The organism is Sulfitobacter sp. THAF37 (assembly GCF_009363555.1).
GTDB lineage: Bacteria > Pseudomonadota > Alphaproteobacteria > Rhodobacterales > Rhodobacteraceae > Sulfitobacter.
The window spans coordinates 144,970-160,530 of record NZ_CP045372.1 but is presented as its reverse complement, the minus strand read 5'-3'; the positions used below and the strand labels follow the sequence as shown (position 1 = coordinate 160,530).

Sequence of the window (15,561 nt, the reverse complement as noted above, 5' to 3'; positions counted from 1 at the left end):
CTTTTCCTCTGAAAGGGAGAGAGGGGAAAGGGGGGGGCCGCAGGCAGCGGCCCCGCCGGGGCGCCTTAGTTGGCGGCGTCCTGGATCTTGCCGACAAGTTCCACGAACTCGGGGCCGCGGGCCTCGGCGAATTCGTTCTGGATCTTTTCGGCGGCGGCGATGAAGTCGGTCTTGTCCGGCGTGGTCATGGCCATGCCGCCTTCGGTCGCGAGCCACTCGCGGATTTCCTGGGTCTCGTTCTCGACCTGCTCGCGCAGTTCCGCGCCTGCCGCATCGGCGGCGTCGTGAACCCATTGGCGCTGTTCGTCGGTCAGCCGCTTCATGAACGCGTCGGAGGCAAAGAGCGGCGACATGGAGACGAAATGCTCAAGGATGACCAGGTGCGGTTCGAACTCGTAGAACTTCATGTCGCGGATAAAGGAGGTGCCGTTGTCACCGCCGTCGACCGTGCCGGTCTGCAGGGCGGTGGGGGTTTCCGACCAGGCCAGCGGCACCGGCTCTGCGCCGAAAGCTTCGAACGTGGCGATCATGACTTCGTTTTTCGGTACCCGGATTTTCAGCCCTTCCATGTCCGCCATCGTGTTGACGGGCCGGACCGAATTGTAGAAGTCGCGGTAGAGCGCGGGGCCGTAGGCCAGCAGGTGAACGCTGGTTTCGGCCTGCAGCTTGTCCTTGATCTCCTGGCCGACCTCACCGTCGAGCACGCGCAGCAGGTGGTCGCCGTCCTGGAAGATATAGGGCAGCACGGTGACATCCATCAGCGGCCAATGGGGGGAGACGTTGTTGGCGGTGATGATAAAGCCGTCCACGGTGCCGAGCTGCATCGCCTTGAAGGCGTCATCCTCGGTCGAGATCTGGTTGCAGCACCGCAGCTTCACCTCGATCGCGCCGTCTGACATCTCTTCGAGGTTGTCCTTGAAAAGCGTGCCGAAGCGGCCGTAGATCGACGTTTCGGGCGCGCCGAAGCCGAGGTTCATGGTGACGTCCTGCGCCATCGCGGGCAGGGCGGACAGGGCCACGCCCAGCGAAAGCGCCGTGGTCGAAGCCAGTTTGAGGAAAGTTCGTTTCAGCATCGGATACTCCATGTCGGTGTCGCGTGCCAATTCGGGGTGGCACATTATCGTGGGGCTCTCGTGTGGTGCGAAACCTGCGGTGCGGGCCGGCGGCCCGCCTGCGCACCTGGCGGCAGTCTGTCCCCTGTCGAGAAGGCTAGAGGAGAGCCCTATCTACACAAAATGTTTTTTCTGTTCTGTAATGTTGCATTAAATGCAGTTAGCGGCTTGCGATGGACAGGTGGTCGAACCCGCCCTCGGCGGCCAGTTCAGAGGCGGTGTCGATCACCGCGCGCACCACGGCAGAGTTTTCGAGCTGCGGGGCGTAAGCGATCCCGAAGACCGGGTTTTCAACGGGTGCGACGATCGGCAGTGACAGGTAGCCCTGCGTCGGGTCCCGGTCGGCGGGGCTGCAGATGTTCAATATGCCATGCCCGAACTGCGCCGCGATCAGCCCGCGCAGCACGGCGCCGGACTTGGTGCTATGAACCACGGTGGGGGTCAGCCCGGCGTTTTTGAACAGCCGTTGAAAGTAGCCCCGGGTCCGGGGCACATCCAGCGCCACCATCGGCACGTCCACGAGGTCCTGCAGCGACAGCTCCGTCCGGTGGGCGAGGTGCGAGCTTTCAGGCACCAGCGCGTAGGGCGGTGCCTCGAACAGCGGCACGAAGCTGTGCTCGGGGCGCACTTCCATCTCGTATGTCAGGGCGGCATCCACCGCGCCGGTCTGCAACACATCCGACATCTGTTCCATGTCGCCCTCCATCAGGTCGATCCGGATCTCGGGGTAGCCGTCGGAAATGCGGCGCAGCAGGGGCGGCAGCACATAGGGGGCGGTGGGTTCGAAACATCCCAGCCGCAGGGTGCCGGTGGGGTTGCCGCCCAGCGACATCATGTCGGACTGGAACAGCCGCGCCTGTTCCAGAAAGCCCGAGATGTGGCGGCCGACTTCGTCGCCCATTCGGGTGGGCACGACCCCCTTGGCCGGGATGCGGCGAAACAGCTCGACGCCCACGCTCTGTTCGATCTGGTCGACTGCCGCCGTGATCGAGGACTGCGAGATGTTCATCTCGGCCGCGGCCCGCGCGATGGACCGGTTGCGCCGCGCCGCGTCGAAATAGAGCAGTTGCTTGAGGGTGAAATTCATCGCGTCACTACATTTTCTGTGCCTTTGAGGGACAGTAAATCTATTTTGGCCAGCAATAAAGCTGCGTTACCAAGAACGCCAAAGCGGAGGGCCGACATGGGCAGCATTACATTATTCAACGCGAAAAAGATCATCACCATGGACCCGTCGATGCCGGTCGCCACCCATGTCGCGGTGCGCGACGGGCGCATTCTGGCAGTGGGCGGGGCGGATTGCGCCGACCAATGGGGCAAGGCCGAGGTCGACAACCGGCTGGCGGACGCGGTGCTGATGCCGGGCCTGGTGGAGGGGCACGCGCATATGATGGCGGGCAGCATGTGGGATTTCGCCTATGCGGGCTATCACGACCGGATCGACCCGCAGGGCGAGCGTCATCCGGGCATGACCACCATCGACGCGGTGATCGAGCGGCTGCGCGCCCATGCGCAGACCCTGGACGACGGCGCGCCGCTGATCGCCTGGGGGTTCGACCCGATCTTCCTCAGCACCGAGCGGTTGAACAAGGCGCATCTGGATGCTGTGGCCTCTGACCGGCCTGTGGCGGTGCTGTTTTCCAATTTTCATCTGATGTGCGTGAATTCCGTTGCGCTGGAACAGGCGAGCTATACGGCGGCCAGCAATGTCGAAGGTGTGGTAAAGGGGGCGGATGGCGCGCCCACGGGCGAGTTGCAGGAAATGGCCGCGATGTTCCCGGTGATGCGCCGGGTGGGCATCGACTTTCGCGGGCTGTCGCAGGGCCGGGACACGATGCGCACCTATGCGCAGGTCTGCCGCCTTGCGGGGGTGACGACGGTGACAGATCTCTATTCCAGCATGGAGGACGAGGACATCGACGCCATGGTGCAGGTCACGGACGCCGCCGATTTCGGGGTGCGGCTGGTGCCCGCGCTGGGCGCGACGGGGGCCAACCCCGAGGCATTGGCGGCGCGGGTCCAGGCGATGCGCAAACGGTCCACAGACAAGCTGCGGCTGGGCGCGATCAAGATCATGACCGACGGGTCGATCCAGGGCTGGACCGCGCGGGTCAAATGGCCGGGCTATGTGGGCGGGCAGCCCAACGGGATCTGGAACGCCCCGCCGGAGGAAATATTCGCCGTGTGCGAGGGGATGCAGAAGCATGGCATCCAGATGCACATCCATGTCAACGGGGACGAGGCCGCCGAGGTGGCGCTGGACGCGCTGGAGGCGGCGGCGCGCAAGCACCCCTGGCCCGGGGCGCGGCACGTCTTGCAGCACTGCCAGATGATGGACGCCGACATGTATCGTCGCGCGGCGGAACTGGGGGTCTGCACCAATATCTTTGCCAACCATCTCTATTATTTCGGGGACCAGCATGCGGAGCTGACGCTGGGGCTGGGCCGTGCGCGGCGGATGAATGCGGTGCGCTCGGCGCTGGATGCGGGCGTGAACGTGGCGATCCATTCGGACGCGCCGGTGACGCCGCTGGGGCCGCTCTTTACCGCCTGGTGTGCGGTGATGCGCCAGACCATGACCGGCCGGACCCTGGGCGAGGGACAGCGCATCACGGTCGAGGAGGCGCTGCGTCTGATCACGCTGGGGGCGGCCTATACGCTCAAGATGGATGCCGAGATCGGCAGTATCGAGCCGGGCAAATATGCCGATTTCGCGGTGCTGGGGCAGGACCCGACAGCGGTGGACCCCGCGGCGCTGAAGGATGTGCCGGTGCTGGGCACGGTGCTGGGCGGGCAGGTGGCACTGCTATGATGCGGCTGCCGCTTACGGTGATCAGCGGCTATCTCGGCGCGGGCAAGACCACGCTGATCAATCGGTTGCTGGCCGAGGACCACGGGCTGAAGCTGATGGTGATGGTGAACGATTTCGGCGCCATCAACATCGACCAGGCCCTGATCAGCCGCCGGACGAAGGACGTGATCGCGCTGACCAACGGGTGCGTCTGCTGCACCATGGGGGCCGATCTGTTCATGGCGCTGGGCGATGCGCTGGACCGCAGGCCGCGGCCCGATCACCTGCTCATCGAGGCCAGCGGCGTGGCCGATCCGATGGCCATCGCCAATGCCGCCATTGCGGAGCCGGACCTGAGCTATGCCGGGATCGTCACGCTGATCGACGGGCTGGCCATGGGCGGGCTGCTGGACGATCCGCTGATCGCGCCGCAGGTGCTGCGCCAGGTCACGGCGGCGGATCTGACGGTGCTGACCAAGGTGGATGAGATGCCTCAGCCCTTGGCGACCCGGCTGAAGGCAGAGGGGCTGCCGTTGCCGCTGGCACTGGGCGGCGTGTCGGTGTCGGAGCTGCTTCTGGACCTCATGCCGCAGCCCCGGTCCCGCACCGCACAGGCGCACCCGGCCTATGCCACCTGGCACCACCGGTCGGACGCGGTGATCCCCCACGCGGTGCTGGAGCGCAAGCTGGCGGCGCGACCCGAGGGGCTGTACCGGCTGAAGGGGTTCTGCCGGACCGACCGCGGCGGGGTCGAGGTGCAGGCGGTGGGGCGGCAGGCGGACATTCTGCCTGCCGAGGACGCGCAGGCCACGTCGCTGGTGGGGCTGGGTCCGGCGGCACGGATCACCGCCCGGCAGATCGACGACTGGTGGCGGGCGGGCTGACGCAGCGCCCACGACGCAGCGCGCCCCGGCTACGGGCCGTCGGCTGTGCTGTCGCCCTTGTCCGGCGCGGGGTCTGACCCCGCCTCGTCCGACAGTTTACGGGCCACGCAGACCTGCCAGGGCCCCAGATGCAGCCGCCCGTCGGGGGAAGGACTGGCGCTGCCGATCTTGCGACCGATGGTTTTCCATTCGCCCGCGGGCAGGCTGTGGATCGACGGGGTGTCGGACATGTTGAAGGCGCAGAAGATGGTCGCATCCTCCGTCACGCGCTGAAAGTGCAGGACGTCGCCGAAAACATAGACGTTTTCCTGTCGCCCGACCTGCAATGCCCGGTGTTTGCGGCGAAACGCGATGGCATTGCGGTAGTGATGCAGGATCGCGCCCGGTTCGGCCTCCTGGGTGTGTACGGCGCGGTGCCGGTTCTCGTTGCTCAGCGGCAGCCAGGGGACCCCGGTGCTGAAGCCTGCGTTGGCCTCGGTCTGATCCCAGACCATGGGGGTCCGGCATCCGTCGCGGCCCTTGTATTCGGGCCAGAATTCGCGGCCGTAGGGGTCTTGCAGGTCTTCAAAGCTGATCGCGTCTTCCTCAAGGCCCAGCTCTTCGCCCTGATAGAGGCAGACCGCGCCGGGCAGGCACATCAACAGCGTCGCATAGAGGCGTTGCGCCGCCGGGGTCAGATGCCAGCGGCTGGAGTGGCGCATCACGTCGTGGTTCGAGAACGCCCAGGCGGGCCAGCCGTCGCGGGCGACCTGGTTGATGGTATAAAGCACCTCCGCCACGCGGGAGGCGTTGAGCGGCTCTGCGGCCAGAAACTCGAAGGCGTAGCACATGTGCAGCCCGTCGGTGCCGCGGGTGTACTGGCCCAGCAGGTCCAGCCCCTTGGCGGCATCGCCGATCTCGCCCAGCGAGGTGACGGCGCCGTATTCGTCCAGCAGCGCGCGCACCCTTTTGATGAAGTCCAGCGTTTCGGGGCGGTTCTTGGAATTGACGTGGTCCTGGTAGTTGTAGGGATTGACCGACGGCGTCAGGATCTCGTTGCGCTGTGCCTTTGCCAAGGCCGGATTGTCGCGCAGGTCCTTGTCCGCAAAGAGGAAATTCACGGTGTCGAAGCGGAAGCCATCGACGCCGCGGTCGAGCCAGAAGCGCATCACTTCGAGCAGGGCGGACTGCACATGTGGATTGTGCAGGTTCAGATCGGGCTGAGAAGTAAGGAAGTTGTGCAGGTAGTATTGTTCGCGCCGGGGGTCCCAGTGCCAGGCCGAGCCCCCGAAGATCGACAGCCAGTTGTTGGGCGGTGTGCCGTCTGGCTTTGGGTCCGACCAGACGTACCAGTCCGCCAGCGTACCCTCGCGGGAGGCGCGGCTGTTGGCGAACCACGCATGCTGATCCGAGGTGTGCGACAGCACCAGGTCGATGATCACCTTGACGCCGGCGCCATGCGCCGCCGCGACAAGGTCGTCGAAATCCGCCAGCGAGCCAAAGATCGGATCGACGTCGCAATAGTCGCTGACGTCATAGCCGAAGTCCTGCATCGGCGACCGGTAGAAGGGCGAGACCCAGATCGCATCGACACCGAGGCTGGCCACATAGTCGATGCGCTGAACGATGCCCTGAAGATCGCCGATGCCGTCCGCGTTGCTGTCCTGAAAGCTGCGCGGATAGATCTGGTAGATGACGCTGCCGCGCCACCAGTCGGGGTCTGGGGAAGGTATGTCTTTCATGTCAGCCTTTGGGATGGTCCCGCAGCGCGTCCGGTCAGGCGACGTTCATCTGTTGATTGGCGCTGAGAAAGTCGCCGATGACGTGGTCAAAGCGGGCGTCCTGCTGGGCCAGGAACAATTGCGCGCTCAGCATACCGTCCTTGGAGCCACAGTCGAATCGTTTGCCGATGAACCGGAAGCCCGCGACGGTCTTTTCGCCGATGTCCGCCGCGATGGCGTCGGTCAGCTGGATCTCGCCGCCCGCGCCGGGCTTCTGGCCGCGCAGGGTGTCGAAGATGTCGCCGTGGAGGATATAGCGCCCGACCACCGCCTGGGTGGAAGGGGCCGCCTCTACCTCCGGTTTTTCCACCAGCCCGTCGCAATAGGCCAGCGTGGTGTCGTGGTGGGAGATCGACAGGACGCCGTAGCTGGAAACCGTCTCGCGCGGGACCTCCATCGTGGCCAGCATGTGATCCACCGGCCCGGCCTCGTAGGCTTCGATCATCTGGCTGAGGCACCCGGTGCCGCTGAGGATCAGATCGTCGGGCAGCAGCACCGCCACGGCACCCGGCAGGGCGTGCTCGGCCGCGCAGAGGATGGCGTGGCCAAGGCCCAGTGGTTCGTGTTGATGGACGAAGACGATGTCGTGGGTTTCCGTGTCCAGCGCGGCGTTTTTCAGCTCGCGGGCCAGGGCATCCTTGCCTTTTTCACAAAGCGAGGCGCAGAGATCGGTGTCATCGAGGACGTAGTGTTCGATGGCGGATTTCGACGGGTGATTGACGAAGATCATCCGCTCGATCCCGGCGTCGCGCGCCTCGTCGATCACATATTGGATCAGGGGGGTGTCGAGCACCGGCAGCAGCTCTTTCGGGACCGCCTTGGTCGCGGGAAGGAACCGGGTCCCCATGCCGGCCACCGGGAAAATTGCTGTGCGCACTGTCTTTTTCATTGCTCGTCCACTCCTGTTTACACCACCTGAAAGAGGTAAGGCTGCACCTGCAGAAAGTCAAAAAAAGTGGCGGTTTGTTCTGCCAGGGGCAGTCATGCCGATCGAACCACCCGCTGGCCTGACTCTGCGCGAAAATACCGGAGTGGTGGGGAATTTTTCGATCCTTATCAAATTCTTACGCGGTGCCCGCGTGGCTTTGCCGCCGACGGTCAGCCCGCAACGCGATTGCCCGATATATTGCCACATGCTCAATTCTTAGGCAGAATTCGAAAGGTTTTCCCATGTTTTGGGGGGCATAACCGGCTCTTTCATTGAACTGACAAGTCATCCCCTTAGGTCTTAATTCAGCAAAACCCCGACCTACGGGCAGCAGGCGACCAAAAGAGGAGTGCAGGAATGACAGCCGACATCAAGGTGTTGCCGACACAGGAACAACCCTATGCGCGACTTGCTGTCATTGGCGGCGGTGCCTGGGGGACGGCGCTGGCAAGCGTTGCCGCGAAGGCGGGGCGCGACGTGCGGCTTTTTGCCCGCGACGCCGAGACGGTGGCGGGCATCAACGCGCGGCATGTGAACGCCAAGTATCTGCCCGGCATCGACCTGCCGCCGACGCTGGAGGCAACGGACGACATTGAGGCGGCGCTGACCGGGGCGGACGCTGTCCTGCTGGTGGTGCCATCGGGCGCGGTGCGCAGCATGGCCGCGCGCATCTCGGGGCTGGTCAAGGACGGGACGCCGGTGGCGATCTGTACCAAGGGGATCGAGCAGCGCACCGGCTATCTGATGTCGCAGGTGGTGGCCGAAGAGCTGCCGCATGTGCCCGTGGGCACGATTTCCGGTCCGACCTTCGCCCGCGAGACGGCGCTGGGCCATCCCACGGCGGCGACCGTGGCTTTCGAATTCAGCCACCGCGACCGGCTGGAGCCGTCGCACAGCCCCGCCGCGCGGCTGGCCCTGTCGATGAGCACGGGTTTCTTCAAGACCTATATTTCAGACGACCTCGTCGGGGTCGAAATCGGCGGCGCGGTCAAGAATGTGGTTGCCATCGGCTGTGGCATGATGACCGGCGCGGGCTTTGCCGAAAACACCCGCGCGGCCCTGATCACGCGGGGTCTGGACGAGATGAAGGTCCTGGCCGAGGCGCTGGGCGGACGCCGCGAGACGGTGACGGGGCTGGCGGGAACCGGCGATCTGACGCTGACCTGTTCCAGCCAGACCTCCCGCAACATGTCGCTGGGCGTGCAACTGGGGCAGGGGATTGCGCGCGACCAGTGCTTTGACGGGGCGCCGGTGGTCGTGGAAGGCGAGGCGAACGCGCGGTCGGTCATCGATCTGGCGAAGCGGGTGAAGGTTGCGATGCCGATCTGCGAGACGGTGTTTGCCATCCTGCACGAAGGGCGCGACCTGAACGAGGCTTTTGCCGATCTCTGGACGCAACCGATTTCGGCCGAACCCCGGGCCATGGACCTGACGCTGAACAACCCGGCGCAGAAATCCATGACCCGGCTCGACGGCGGGGTGGCCTGATGGACAAGCCTTTTGTTCTGGCGACCGACCTTGACGGCACGTTTCTGGGCGGAACGGAGGCGGACCGCCGTGCGCTCTATCGCTGGATCGAGGACAACCGCGACACCGTCGGGTTGATCTTTGTCAGCGGACGCGACCCCGATTTCATCTTTGATACCTGCGCGTCAAAGGAACTGCCCTGGCCTGAATACGCGGTCTGCGACGTCGGCACCAGCATCGCACAGGTGCATCCCGACAAGGGGATCACTCCGATCGAGCCGCTTGAGCGCGAGATCGCGGCCCGGTGGAACGACAGCGCGGATCGGGTGCGGGCGGCGCTGAAGCCCTTTCCCGGGCTGGTGGAACAGAAAACCGCGTTTCGCTACCGGGTCAGCTTTGACTATGAGCCGGATGCCTATGACCCACGCGCCGCCGAGGTGATCGAGGGCATGGGCCATGACGTGCTGATATCGGACAACCGGTTTCTGGACGTGCTGCCGCGGGGGGTCAGCAAGGGGCCGTCGTTGCTGCGGCTGCTGGACCATCTGGGGGTCGACACGTCGCGGGTGCTGGCGGCGGGTGACACGCTGAACGATCTGTCGATGCTGGTGGCGGGCACACCCGCCGTGGCTGTGGGCGGGTCCGAAGGCAAGCTGATCGCGGCGCTGCCCGACCTGCCGCGTATCCACCGCGCCAGCGCCATCGGCGCTGCCGGTATCGTCGAAGCCATGATCGCGTTCGATCTTCATCCCGATGCAAAGGAAATACTGACAGATGTCATCTGATCTGGTCATCGTGTACCACCGCCAGCCCTACGAGGAAATCGAGAAGGACGGCAAGACGGTCCTGCGCGAGAACAAGAGCCCGAATGGCATTGTGCCCACGCTCAAGAGCTTTTTCGGGACCGCCGAACATGCCACCTGGGTTGCCTGGAAACTGGCCGATGATCCGGCCAACCCCGAGTTCGACAAGGTGGTCGAGATCAACGACAATCACGGCACCTACAACGTGTCCCGCCTGCCGTTGAGCGAGGCGCAGGTCAAAAGCTTTTACCACGTCTCTTCGAAAGAGGCGTTCTGGCCGATCCTTCACAGCTTCAAGGAAAAGTTCAATTACGATCCGGTCGACTGGCCCACCTTTCGCGAGGTGAACTGGGCTTTTGCCGAAGCGGCGGCGCGCGAGGCGGGGCATGGCGCGCGGGTCTGGGTGCATGACTACAACCTGTGGCTGGTGCCGGGCTACCTGCGGCAGCTGCGCTCGGATGTCACGATCAGCTTTTTCCACCACACGCCCTTCCCGGCGGCGGACATGTTCAACGTGCTGCCGTGGCGGCGCGAGATCGTGGACAGCCTGCTGAAATGCGACATCATCGGCTTTCATATCCCGCGCTACGCGTCCAACTTCGTCGCGGTGGCCAATTCGCTGTTCGACCTGGACGACATCACCACCGGGCCGGTCAACCACGATCTGGTGTCGGACGGCACGGCGCTGAGCGAACGGCGGGTGCCGACCGCGATCGTTCAGGACGGGCGCCGGATCGCCATCAGCTCGGCCTCTGTCGGGGTCAACGCCGAGTATATCTCGGGCCGGTCGAAAGAACCCGAGCTGATCGCCAAGGCGGATGACATTCGCAAGGAGATGGGCGACGAGAAGCTGATACTGTCGGTCGGGCGGACGGATTATACCAAGGGTGGCGTGGACCAGCTGGAAAGCTTCGAGCGGGTGCTGGACGACAATCCGAAGCTGCGCGGCAAGGTGCGGCTGATGCATGTCTCGGTCAGTGCGGACCGCAACATGTCGGCCTATGCCCGCACCCAGACCGGGATCGAAGAGACGGCGGGCCGGATCAACGGCCGTTTTGGCACGCTGGAGTGGCAGCCCATCGCGCTGATCTCGCGGGCGATTCCGTTCGAGCAGCTGCTGTCCTATTACATGGCGGCGGATGTGGCCTGGATCACGCCCCTGGTGGACGGGATGAACCTGGTCTGCAAGGAATTCGTCGCGGCGCGCAGCGATGGCGACGGGGCGCTGGTGCTGTCTGAATTCGCCGGTGCGGCGGTGGAACTGCATTCGGCGGTGATCACCAATCCGTTCTCGCATCGGTCGATGGACAATGCGATCCTGGCGGCGCTGGACATGCCCGAGGAGGAACGCCGCGCCCGTATGGCGGAACTGCGCAAGGCCGTGTTCCGCTATACGCTGGACGCCTGGGCGGATGAGCATAAACGCCAGTTCGACGCCAAGACCGGCGGCTGACCCCTTTCACGGGCCCGGACAGCTGCTATGCTGCGGGGCATGATCCGGTCCTTTCCATTGCGATGGGTGCTGTTGGGGGCGCTGTGCTGGCCCGCAGCTGCGCCTGCCCAGACGCTGCCCGACCCGGTCGGCGACGCCGATTACCGGCCCGTCGACCTCGAAGAGGCGCGGCTGGGGCAGGTGCTGTTCTACGATCCGATCCTGTCGGGCAACCGCAGCGTGGCCTGCGCCACCTGTCATCATCCGGATTTCGGCACCGGCGACGGGGTATCTTTGGCGCTGGGCGATGGCGGTCTGGGTCTGGGTCCCGACCGGGTGGCGGACCCCGACAATCCGCCGGAAGAACGTATCCCCCGCAACGCGCCGGGGCTGTTCAACCTTGGGGCGCATGAGTTCTCGGTCATGTTCCACGATGGCAGGCTGGAGGTGGACGCCGACCGGCCAGGGGGGCTGCGGACGCCGATGGATGCGGATATGGTCGGCGGCTTTGCCTCTGTCCTGTCGGCACAGACCATGTTCCCGGTGCTCAGCCGGGACGAAATGGCGGGTTCTCACCGCGAGAACGACGTGGCACGGGCGGTGCGGCAGGGGGTCATCACAGGGCCGGGCGGCGCATGGGACCTGATCGCGCGCCGGGTGGCGGCGGTGCCCGAATATGCCGCGCGGTTCCGGGCCGTTTATCCGCATGTCGCGGGTCCCGAAGACATCGCCTTTACCGACATTTCCAATGCCATCGCCGTGTTCATGGCGCATGAGTGGCGATCGGACACCGCCCCTTTCGACGCGGTGCTGCGGGGGGAGGCGGCGCTGGAGGGCGCGGCGCAGGCCGGGCTGAGGCTGTTCTACGGCGCGGCGGGCTGCGCGGGCTGTCACAGCGGACCGTTCCTGACCGATCACGATTTTCACGCCATGGGGACGCCCCAGATCGGGCCGGGCAAATCGGCAAGCTTTGAGGATCATCACCGCGACGAGGGGCGGTTTCGGGTGACGGGCGATCCCGACGACCTTTACGCGTTCCGCACGCCGTCCCTGCGCAACGTGGCGCTGACGGCGCCCTATGGTCATGCGGGCGGACACCGCGATCTTGCGGCCTTTGTCGCCGCCCATGCGGATCCGGCGGCGGGCATGGCCGCCTATACCGAGGATCAGGCGGTGCTGACGGTTCCAAAGGCAGAGGATTTCGCGGTGATGCGGGACCCCGCGCAGGTCGCGGCGATCCTCGGCGCGGTCAGGGTGCCACCGGTGCGTCTGTCGCCCGAGGAGGTGGGGCAGATCGTCGCCTTCCTGAATACCCTGACCGACCCGGTCGCGGCAGAGGGTCGGCTGGGGGTGCCGGAAACGGTGCCCAGCGGCTTGCCGGTTCCGCGCTGAGCCATCCGGTCGGGGCGGAACGTCTGGCAGCCCCGGTTTCGGGCGGCACCGGGTGCCTTTGTGTCAGCGCGCGATGCGGTGGATGCGGTTCGCATCCAGACGGTGCCTCGTGGTCACGCCATCCGGCCAGCGCACGGAGACGTCGGCGCGGGGTGCCGCCCCCAGACCGAAATGCCGGGGCAGGAGCTGACCGCCCGCATGCCCCCCGCCGATCACCTGCTGTACCGATTGGCGCCCGCGGGGCGTTTCGACCGTGACCACGGCCCCGATGGCGTCGCGGTTGCCGGTCTGCTGCTGCAGGCGCAGGCCGATCCAGTTGCCGGTACCCTCGGTCACGTTGCGATAGATCTCAAGCGGCGCGCGGCGGTTCAGCACCAGAAGGTCCAGCCGCCCGTCGCCGTCGAAATCCGCCAGGGCGGCCCCGCGCGACCTGTCGGTGGTGGCGACGCCAGCCTTGGCCGCCCGTTCGACGAAGGTGCCGTCGGGCCGCTGCATCAGCAGGTTGTTCGGGTCGCGGGTGGCGAGGCCGGGCATCTGGTCCACGTTGCCCTTCGCGATGAACAGGTCGGCGCGGCCGTCGTTGTCGATGTCGCCGAACTCGGCATGCCAGCCGGTGGAGGGGCGCCCGTCGTCGCCCACATGGGGCCGTTGGGCATAGGTGCCGATGCTGTAAGGGGCGGCGGCGTAGGTGCCGTCCGGCTGTGCGATCTGCATCAGCTGGTCGCCCATCGAGGTCAGCATCACCTCGTCCGCGCCATCCCCGGTGATATCGCGCGAGGCGATGCCCATGCCCCAGAGCGCGACGTTCTGCCAGCCGTCTTCGGGCCCGAGAAAGCGGCGTTCGGCGATGTCCCACATCTGTTCGTGGCCGCCGGTGACATAATAGTGCCGGTCGTTGGAAAGCCGCAGCGCGGGCCGCCCCCGCGCATCCCGTGCCGCCAGCATGGACAGGGGGCAGAAGCCCGGCGTGAGCGGCGCGGCGTCGTATCCGCCCGTGACCGGGCGCAGGATCGTGTTTTCATCGCAGGCCTCGAAGGGGCCGTCGGGATCGGTGCGGTCCACGTAGTTGCCGATGGCCAGCGTGGGGCGGCTGTCATCGCCTTCCCACCAGGCGGTGAAGGCGGTGCTCCACCGGGTGTCCGTCGGCAGGCCCCAGCCCTCGGTGGCATCGGTAAAGGTGCAGTCCGGCCCCCCGCGCAGCGCAAGGTTCGCGCCCGCCCGCAGCACGAAGAGGTCGGTGATGCCGTCGCCGTCCATGTCGATGGGGTAAGCGCCGGTGACACCTGTGAGGGGCGCAAGCGACGCCGGACTGAACCGGAAACCGCCCCGATTGCGGATCAGCGTGGCAGAAGAGGCACCCCCGGCGGCGAAGATGTCGGGCAGGCTGTCGCCGTCGCAGTCAAAGACCGCGACGCCCCCGCCGACGAAATGCTCCCATCCGCCGGTGTAGCGGTGGTCGGGCAGGGCGGTCGAGCGGTCTTCGAACTGCGGGTCGGCCTGTGCGGCGGTGCCGATCAGGCAGGCGAGCAGGGCCGCGCGCCATTTCACGCCGCGTCTCCTTCACCGCCGAGCAGGGTATCGGTCAACGCCGACAGCGCCAGTGCGGTGGCACCCCGCGCCCAGACCAGGTCCCCCCAGGCGTGGATCGCCACTTCGCAGGGCGCGCGGCCCTCCGACAGGGTCAGCTCCTGCATTTCGGTCATCACCTCCGAGGCGTAGAGGTAGTCGTATTGCATCCGCTCGCCGGACAGGATGATCAGTTCCGGATCGAAAAGCTGCACCACATTGGACAGGCCGACCGACAGGTAGCGCCCCGCGCGTTCGAAAATGGTGCGGGCGGCGCGGTTGCCGGACTTGGCCCGCCGGAACAGGGTTTCCAGCAGCATCTGGCTGCTTTGCGGGGTATCGGGGGGCTGTCCCAGCGCGGTGGCCGCCTCGCGGGCAAGGGCGTAATCGGCCAGGTAAGCTTCGAGGCAGCCGCGCTGCCCGCAGCGGCAGAGCGCCCCGTCGAGCTGCACCTTGGTATGGCCCAGTTCCAGCCCCATGCCGCGCGCACCGCGGTAAAGCCTGTTGTTCAGGACCAACCCCATGCCGACGCCGTTCTCGATGGTGACGACGGCGAAATCGCTTTTCTGCCGCCCCTCGCCGAACCACAGTTCGGCCAGCGTCAGCATGTTGGCGTCATTGTCGATATAGACCGGCATGTCGAAATGCGCCGCGAAGGCGTTGCGCAGGTTCTGGTCGCGGTCCTCCAGCAGGGCGGACCAGGCGATGGTGCCGGTATCGAATTCGATGATGCCGGGCATCCCGATGCCGACGGCGCGGATGTCGGCGCGCGACTTGCCGCCGTTGGCCAGCACGCCGTCGATCAGTGCGGCGATTTCGTCCAGCAACTGCGGCATGCTGCGGGTGGTGTGCTGCGTGGGCAGCGCGGCGTCGGCCAGCATGGTGCCGGCAAAATCCGTCAGGACGGCGGTATGGCGGTTGTAGGACAGTTTGATCCCGATGACATGGGCCGCTTCGGGCACGACCCGAAGTGCCACCGGCGGGCGGCCGCGGCCGGATTCGCGGGCGACGCCTGTCACCTCGCGCAGCAGGCCCGCGGCGATCAGGTCCGCGGTGAGGGTGGTGGCCGACCCTGCGCTGATGTCGAGCGCGCGGGTGATGTCGGCCCTTGCGGCGGACCCGTTTGCGCGCACATAATCGAAAATCTGGAGTCGCAGCGGCACGTTGGCTGCCCGCCCTCTGGTCAGTTGAGGACCGCATCCCGTCAGCGGGGTATGTGCGAGGTCGGCGCTGTGACCATCCATAAGTTCAATCTCTAAACATAAAGCCGCCGATTTTTGACGGGATGGCGCAATTCTGGCGAAGGTCGCGGCGTTTGGGAAGGAAAATCTGTGAAAAACCGGGCGATCAGAGAAGTATTATTTTGACAGCTGAAATAAATTGGGCGACGTTAAGCTCAGGGTCATCTGACTCGCCTCCTGCGGGA

General features: G+C 65.7%; 12 protein-coding genes. 6 read left to right on the top strand and 6 right to left on the bottom strand.

The window, feature by feature from the left end; all coding sequences use genetic code 11:
• Positions 1–65: 65 nt before the first annotated feature.
• Both FIU94_RS00790 and FIU94_RS00785 read right to left on the bottom strand, forming a co-directional pair.
• A complete protein-coding gene (locus FIU94_RS00790; RefSeq protein WP_152463971.1) occupies positions 66–1,073 on the bottom strand; it encodes a TRAP transporter substrate-binding protein in 1,008 nt (335 codons plus the stop codon).
• A 199-nt stretch (positions 1,074–1,272) separates the two neighbouring features.
• Complete coding sequence (locus FIU94_RS00785; RefSeq protein ID WP_152463970.1) at positions 1,273–2,199, bottom strand: LysR family transcriptional regulator; 927 nt, start codon at positions 2,197–2,199, stop codon at positions 1,273–1,275.
• Positions 2,200–2,295: 96 nt separating this feature from the next.
• Here FIU94_RS00785 and FIU94_RS00780 point away from each other — a divergent pair, with 96 nt between their 5' ends.
• Complete coding sequence (locus tag FIU94_RS00780; RefSeq protein WP_152463969.1) at positions 2,296–3,924, top strand: amidohydrolase; 1,629 nt, start codon at positions 2,296–2,298, stop codon at positions 3,922–3,924.
• Positions 3,921–4,787, top strand: a complete 867-nt coding sequence (locus FIU94_RS00775) for a GTP-binding protein (RefSeq protein ID WP_152463968.1) — start codon at positions 3,921–3,923, stop codon at positions 4,785–4,787. Before FIU94_RS00780 ends, FIU94_RS00775 begins: the two co-directional genes overlap by 4 nt.
• A gap of 29 nt (positions 4,788–4,816) precedes the next feature.
• On the opposite strand, the gene FIU94_RS00770 is transcribed toward FIU94_RS00775, so the two are convergent.
• Both FIU94_RS00770 and FIU94_RS00765 read right to left on the bottom strand, forming a co-directional pair.
• Entirely contained in the window at positions 4,817–6,508 is a 1,692-nt protein-coding gene (locus FIU94_RS00770) for an alpha-amylase family glycosyl hydrolase (protein WP_152463967.1), read from the bottom strand.
• A 34-nt stretch (positions 6,509–6,542) separates the two neighbouring features.
• Positions 6,543–7,436 (bottom strand): UTP--glucose-1-phosphate uridylyltransferase, encoded by an 894-nt coding sequence (locus FIU94_RS00765; RefSeq protein WP_152463966.1) that lies wholly within the window; start codon positions 7,434–7,436, stop codon positions 6,543–6,545.
• 396 nt (positions 7,437–7,832) lie between these two features.
• On the opposite strand from FIU94_RS00765, the gene FIU94_RS00760 reads away from it, so the two are divergent.
• The 4 genes from FIU94_RS00760 to FIU94_RS00745 are packed head-to-tail and all read left to right on the top strand — an operon-like array spanning position 7,833 to position 12,569.
• Positions 7,833–8,963, top strand: a complete 1,131-nt coding sequence (locus FIU94_RS00760) for an NAD(P)H-dependent glycerol-3-phosphate dehydrogenase (RefSeq protein ID WP_152463965.1) — start codon at positions 7,833–7,835, stop codon at positions 8,961–8,963.
• Complete coding sequence (locus FIU94_RS00755) at positions 8,963–9,727, top strand: HAD-IIB family hydrolase (RefSeq protein WP_152463964.1); 765 nt, start codon at positions 8,963–8,965, stop codon at positions 9,725–9,727. The genes FIU94_RS00760 and FIU94_RS00755 overlap by 1 nt, the downstream gene beginning before the upstream one ends.
• Positions 9,717–11,198, top strand: coding sequence for a glucosylglycerol-phosphate synthase (ggpS, locus tag FIU94_RS00750; RefSeq protein ID WP_152463963.1), 1,482 nt, complete (start codon positions 9,717–9,719; stop codon positions 11,196–11,198). Before FIU94_RS00755 ends, ggpS begins: the two co-directional genes overlap by 11 nt.
• 27 nt (positions 11,199–11,225) lie before the next feature.
• On the top strand, positions 11,226–12,569 hold the full coding sequence (locus tag FIU94_RS00745) for a cytochrome-c peroxidase (protein ID WP_254702581.1): 1,344 nt from the start codon (positions 11,226–11,228) through the stop codon (positions 12,567–12,569).
• A gap of 63 nt (positions 12,570–12,632) precedes the next feature.
• Here the strand turns inward: FIU94_RS00745 and FIU94_RS00740 are convergent, their stop codons facing one another.
• Together FIU94_RS00740 and FIU94_RS00735 are read right to left on the bottom strand one after the other, a co-directional pair.
• Positions 12,633–14,117, bottom strand: a complete 1,485-nt coding sequence (locus tag FIU94_RS00740) for a CRTAC1 family protein (RefSeq protein ID WP_152463962.1) — start codon at positions 14,115–14,117, stop codon at positions 12,633–12,635.
• On the bottom strand, positions 14,114–15,298 hold the full coding sequence (locus FIU94_RS00735; RefSeq protein ID WP_368407138.1) for an ROK family protein: 1,185 nt from the start codon (positions 15,296–15,298) through the stop codon (positions 14,114–14,116). The genes FIU94_RS00740 and FIU94_RS00735 overlap by 4 nt, the downstream gene beginning before the upstream one ends.
• Between the last annotated feature and the right edge of the window lie 263 nt (positions 15,299–15,561).

What these genes read in the sequence shown, in the direction of transcription:
- ggpS (WP_152463963.1), top strand. Translation starts at nt 9,717, where the DNA reads ATGTCATCTGATCTGGTCATCGTGTACCACCGCCAGCCCTACGAGGAA.
- FIU94_RS00780 (WP_152463969.1), top strand. Translation starts at nt 2,296, where the DNA reads ATGGGCAGCATTACATTATTCAACGCGAAAAAGATCATCACCATGGAC.
- FIU94_RS00755 (WP_152463964.1), top strand. Translation starts at nt 8,963, where the DNA reads ATGGACAAGCCTTTTGTTCTGGCGACCGACCTTGACGGCACGTTTCTG.
- FIU94_RS00765 (WP_152463966.1), bottom strand. Translation starts at nt 7,436, where the DNA reads ATGAAAAAGACAGTGCGCACAGCAATTTTCCCGGTGGCCGGCATGGGG.
- FIU94_RS00745 (WP_254702581.1), top strand. Translation starts at nt 11,226, where the DNA reads ATGCTGCGGGGCATGATCCGGTCCTTTCCATTGCGATGGGTGCTGTTG.
- FIU94_RS00790 (WP_152463971.1), bottom strand. Translation starts at nt 1,073, where the DNA reads ATGCTGAAACGAACTTTCCTCAAACTGGCTTCGACCACGGCGCTTTCG.
- FIU94_RS00785 (WP_152463970.1), bottom strand. Translation starts at nt 2,199, where the DNA reads ATGAATTTCACCCTCAAGCAACTGCTCTATTTCGACGCGGCGCGGCGC.
- FIU94_RS00770 (WP_152463967.1), bottom strand. Translation starts at nt 6,508, where the DNA reads ATGAAAGACATACCTTCCCCAGACCCCGACTGGTGGCGCGGCAGCGTC.
- FIU94_RS00760 (WP_152463965.1), top strand. Translation starts at nt 7,833, where the DNA reads ATGACAGCCGACATCAAGGTGTTGCCGACACAGGAACAACCCTATGCG.
- FIU94_RS00775 (WP_152463968.1), top strand. Translation starts at nt 3,921, where the DNA reads ATGATGCGGCTGCCGCTTACGGTGATCAGCGGCTATCTCGGCGCGGGC.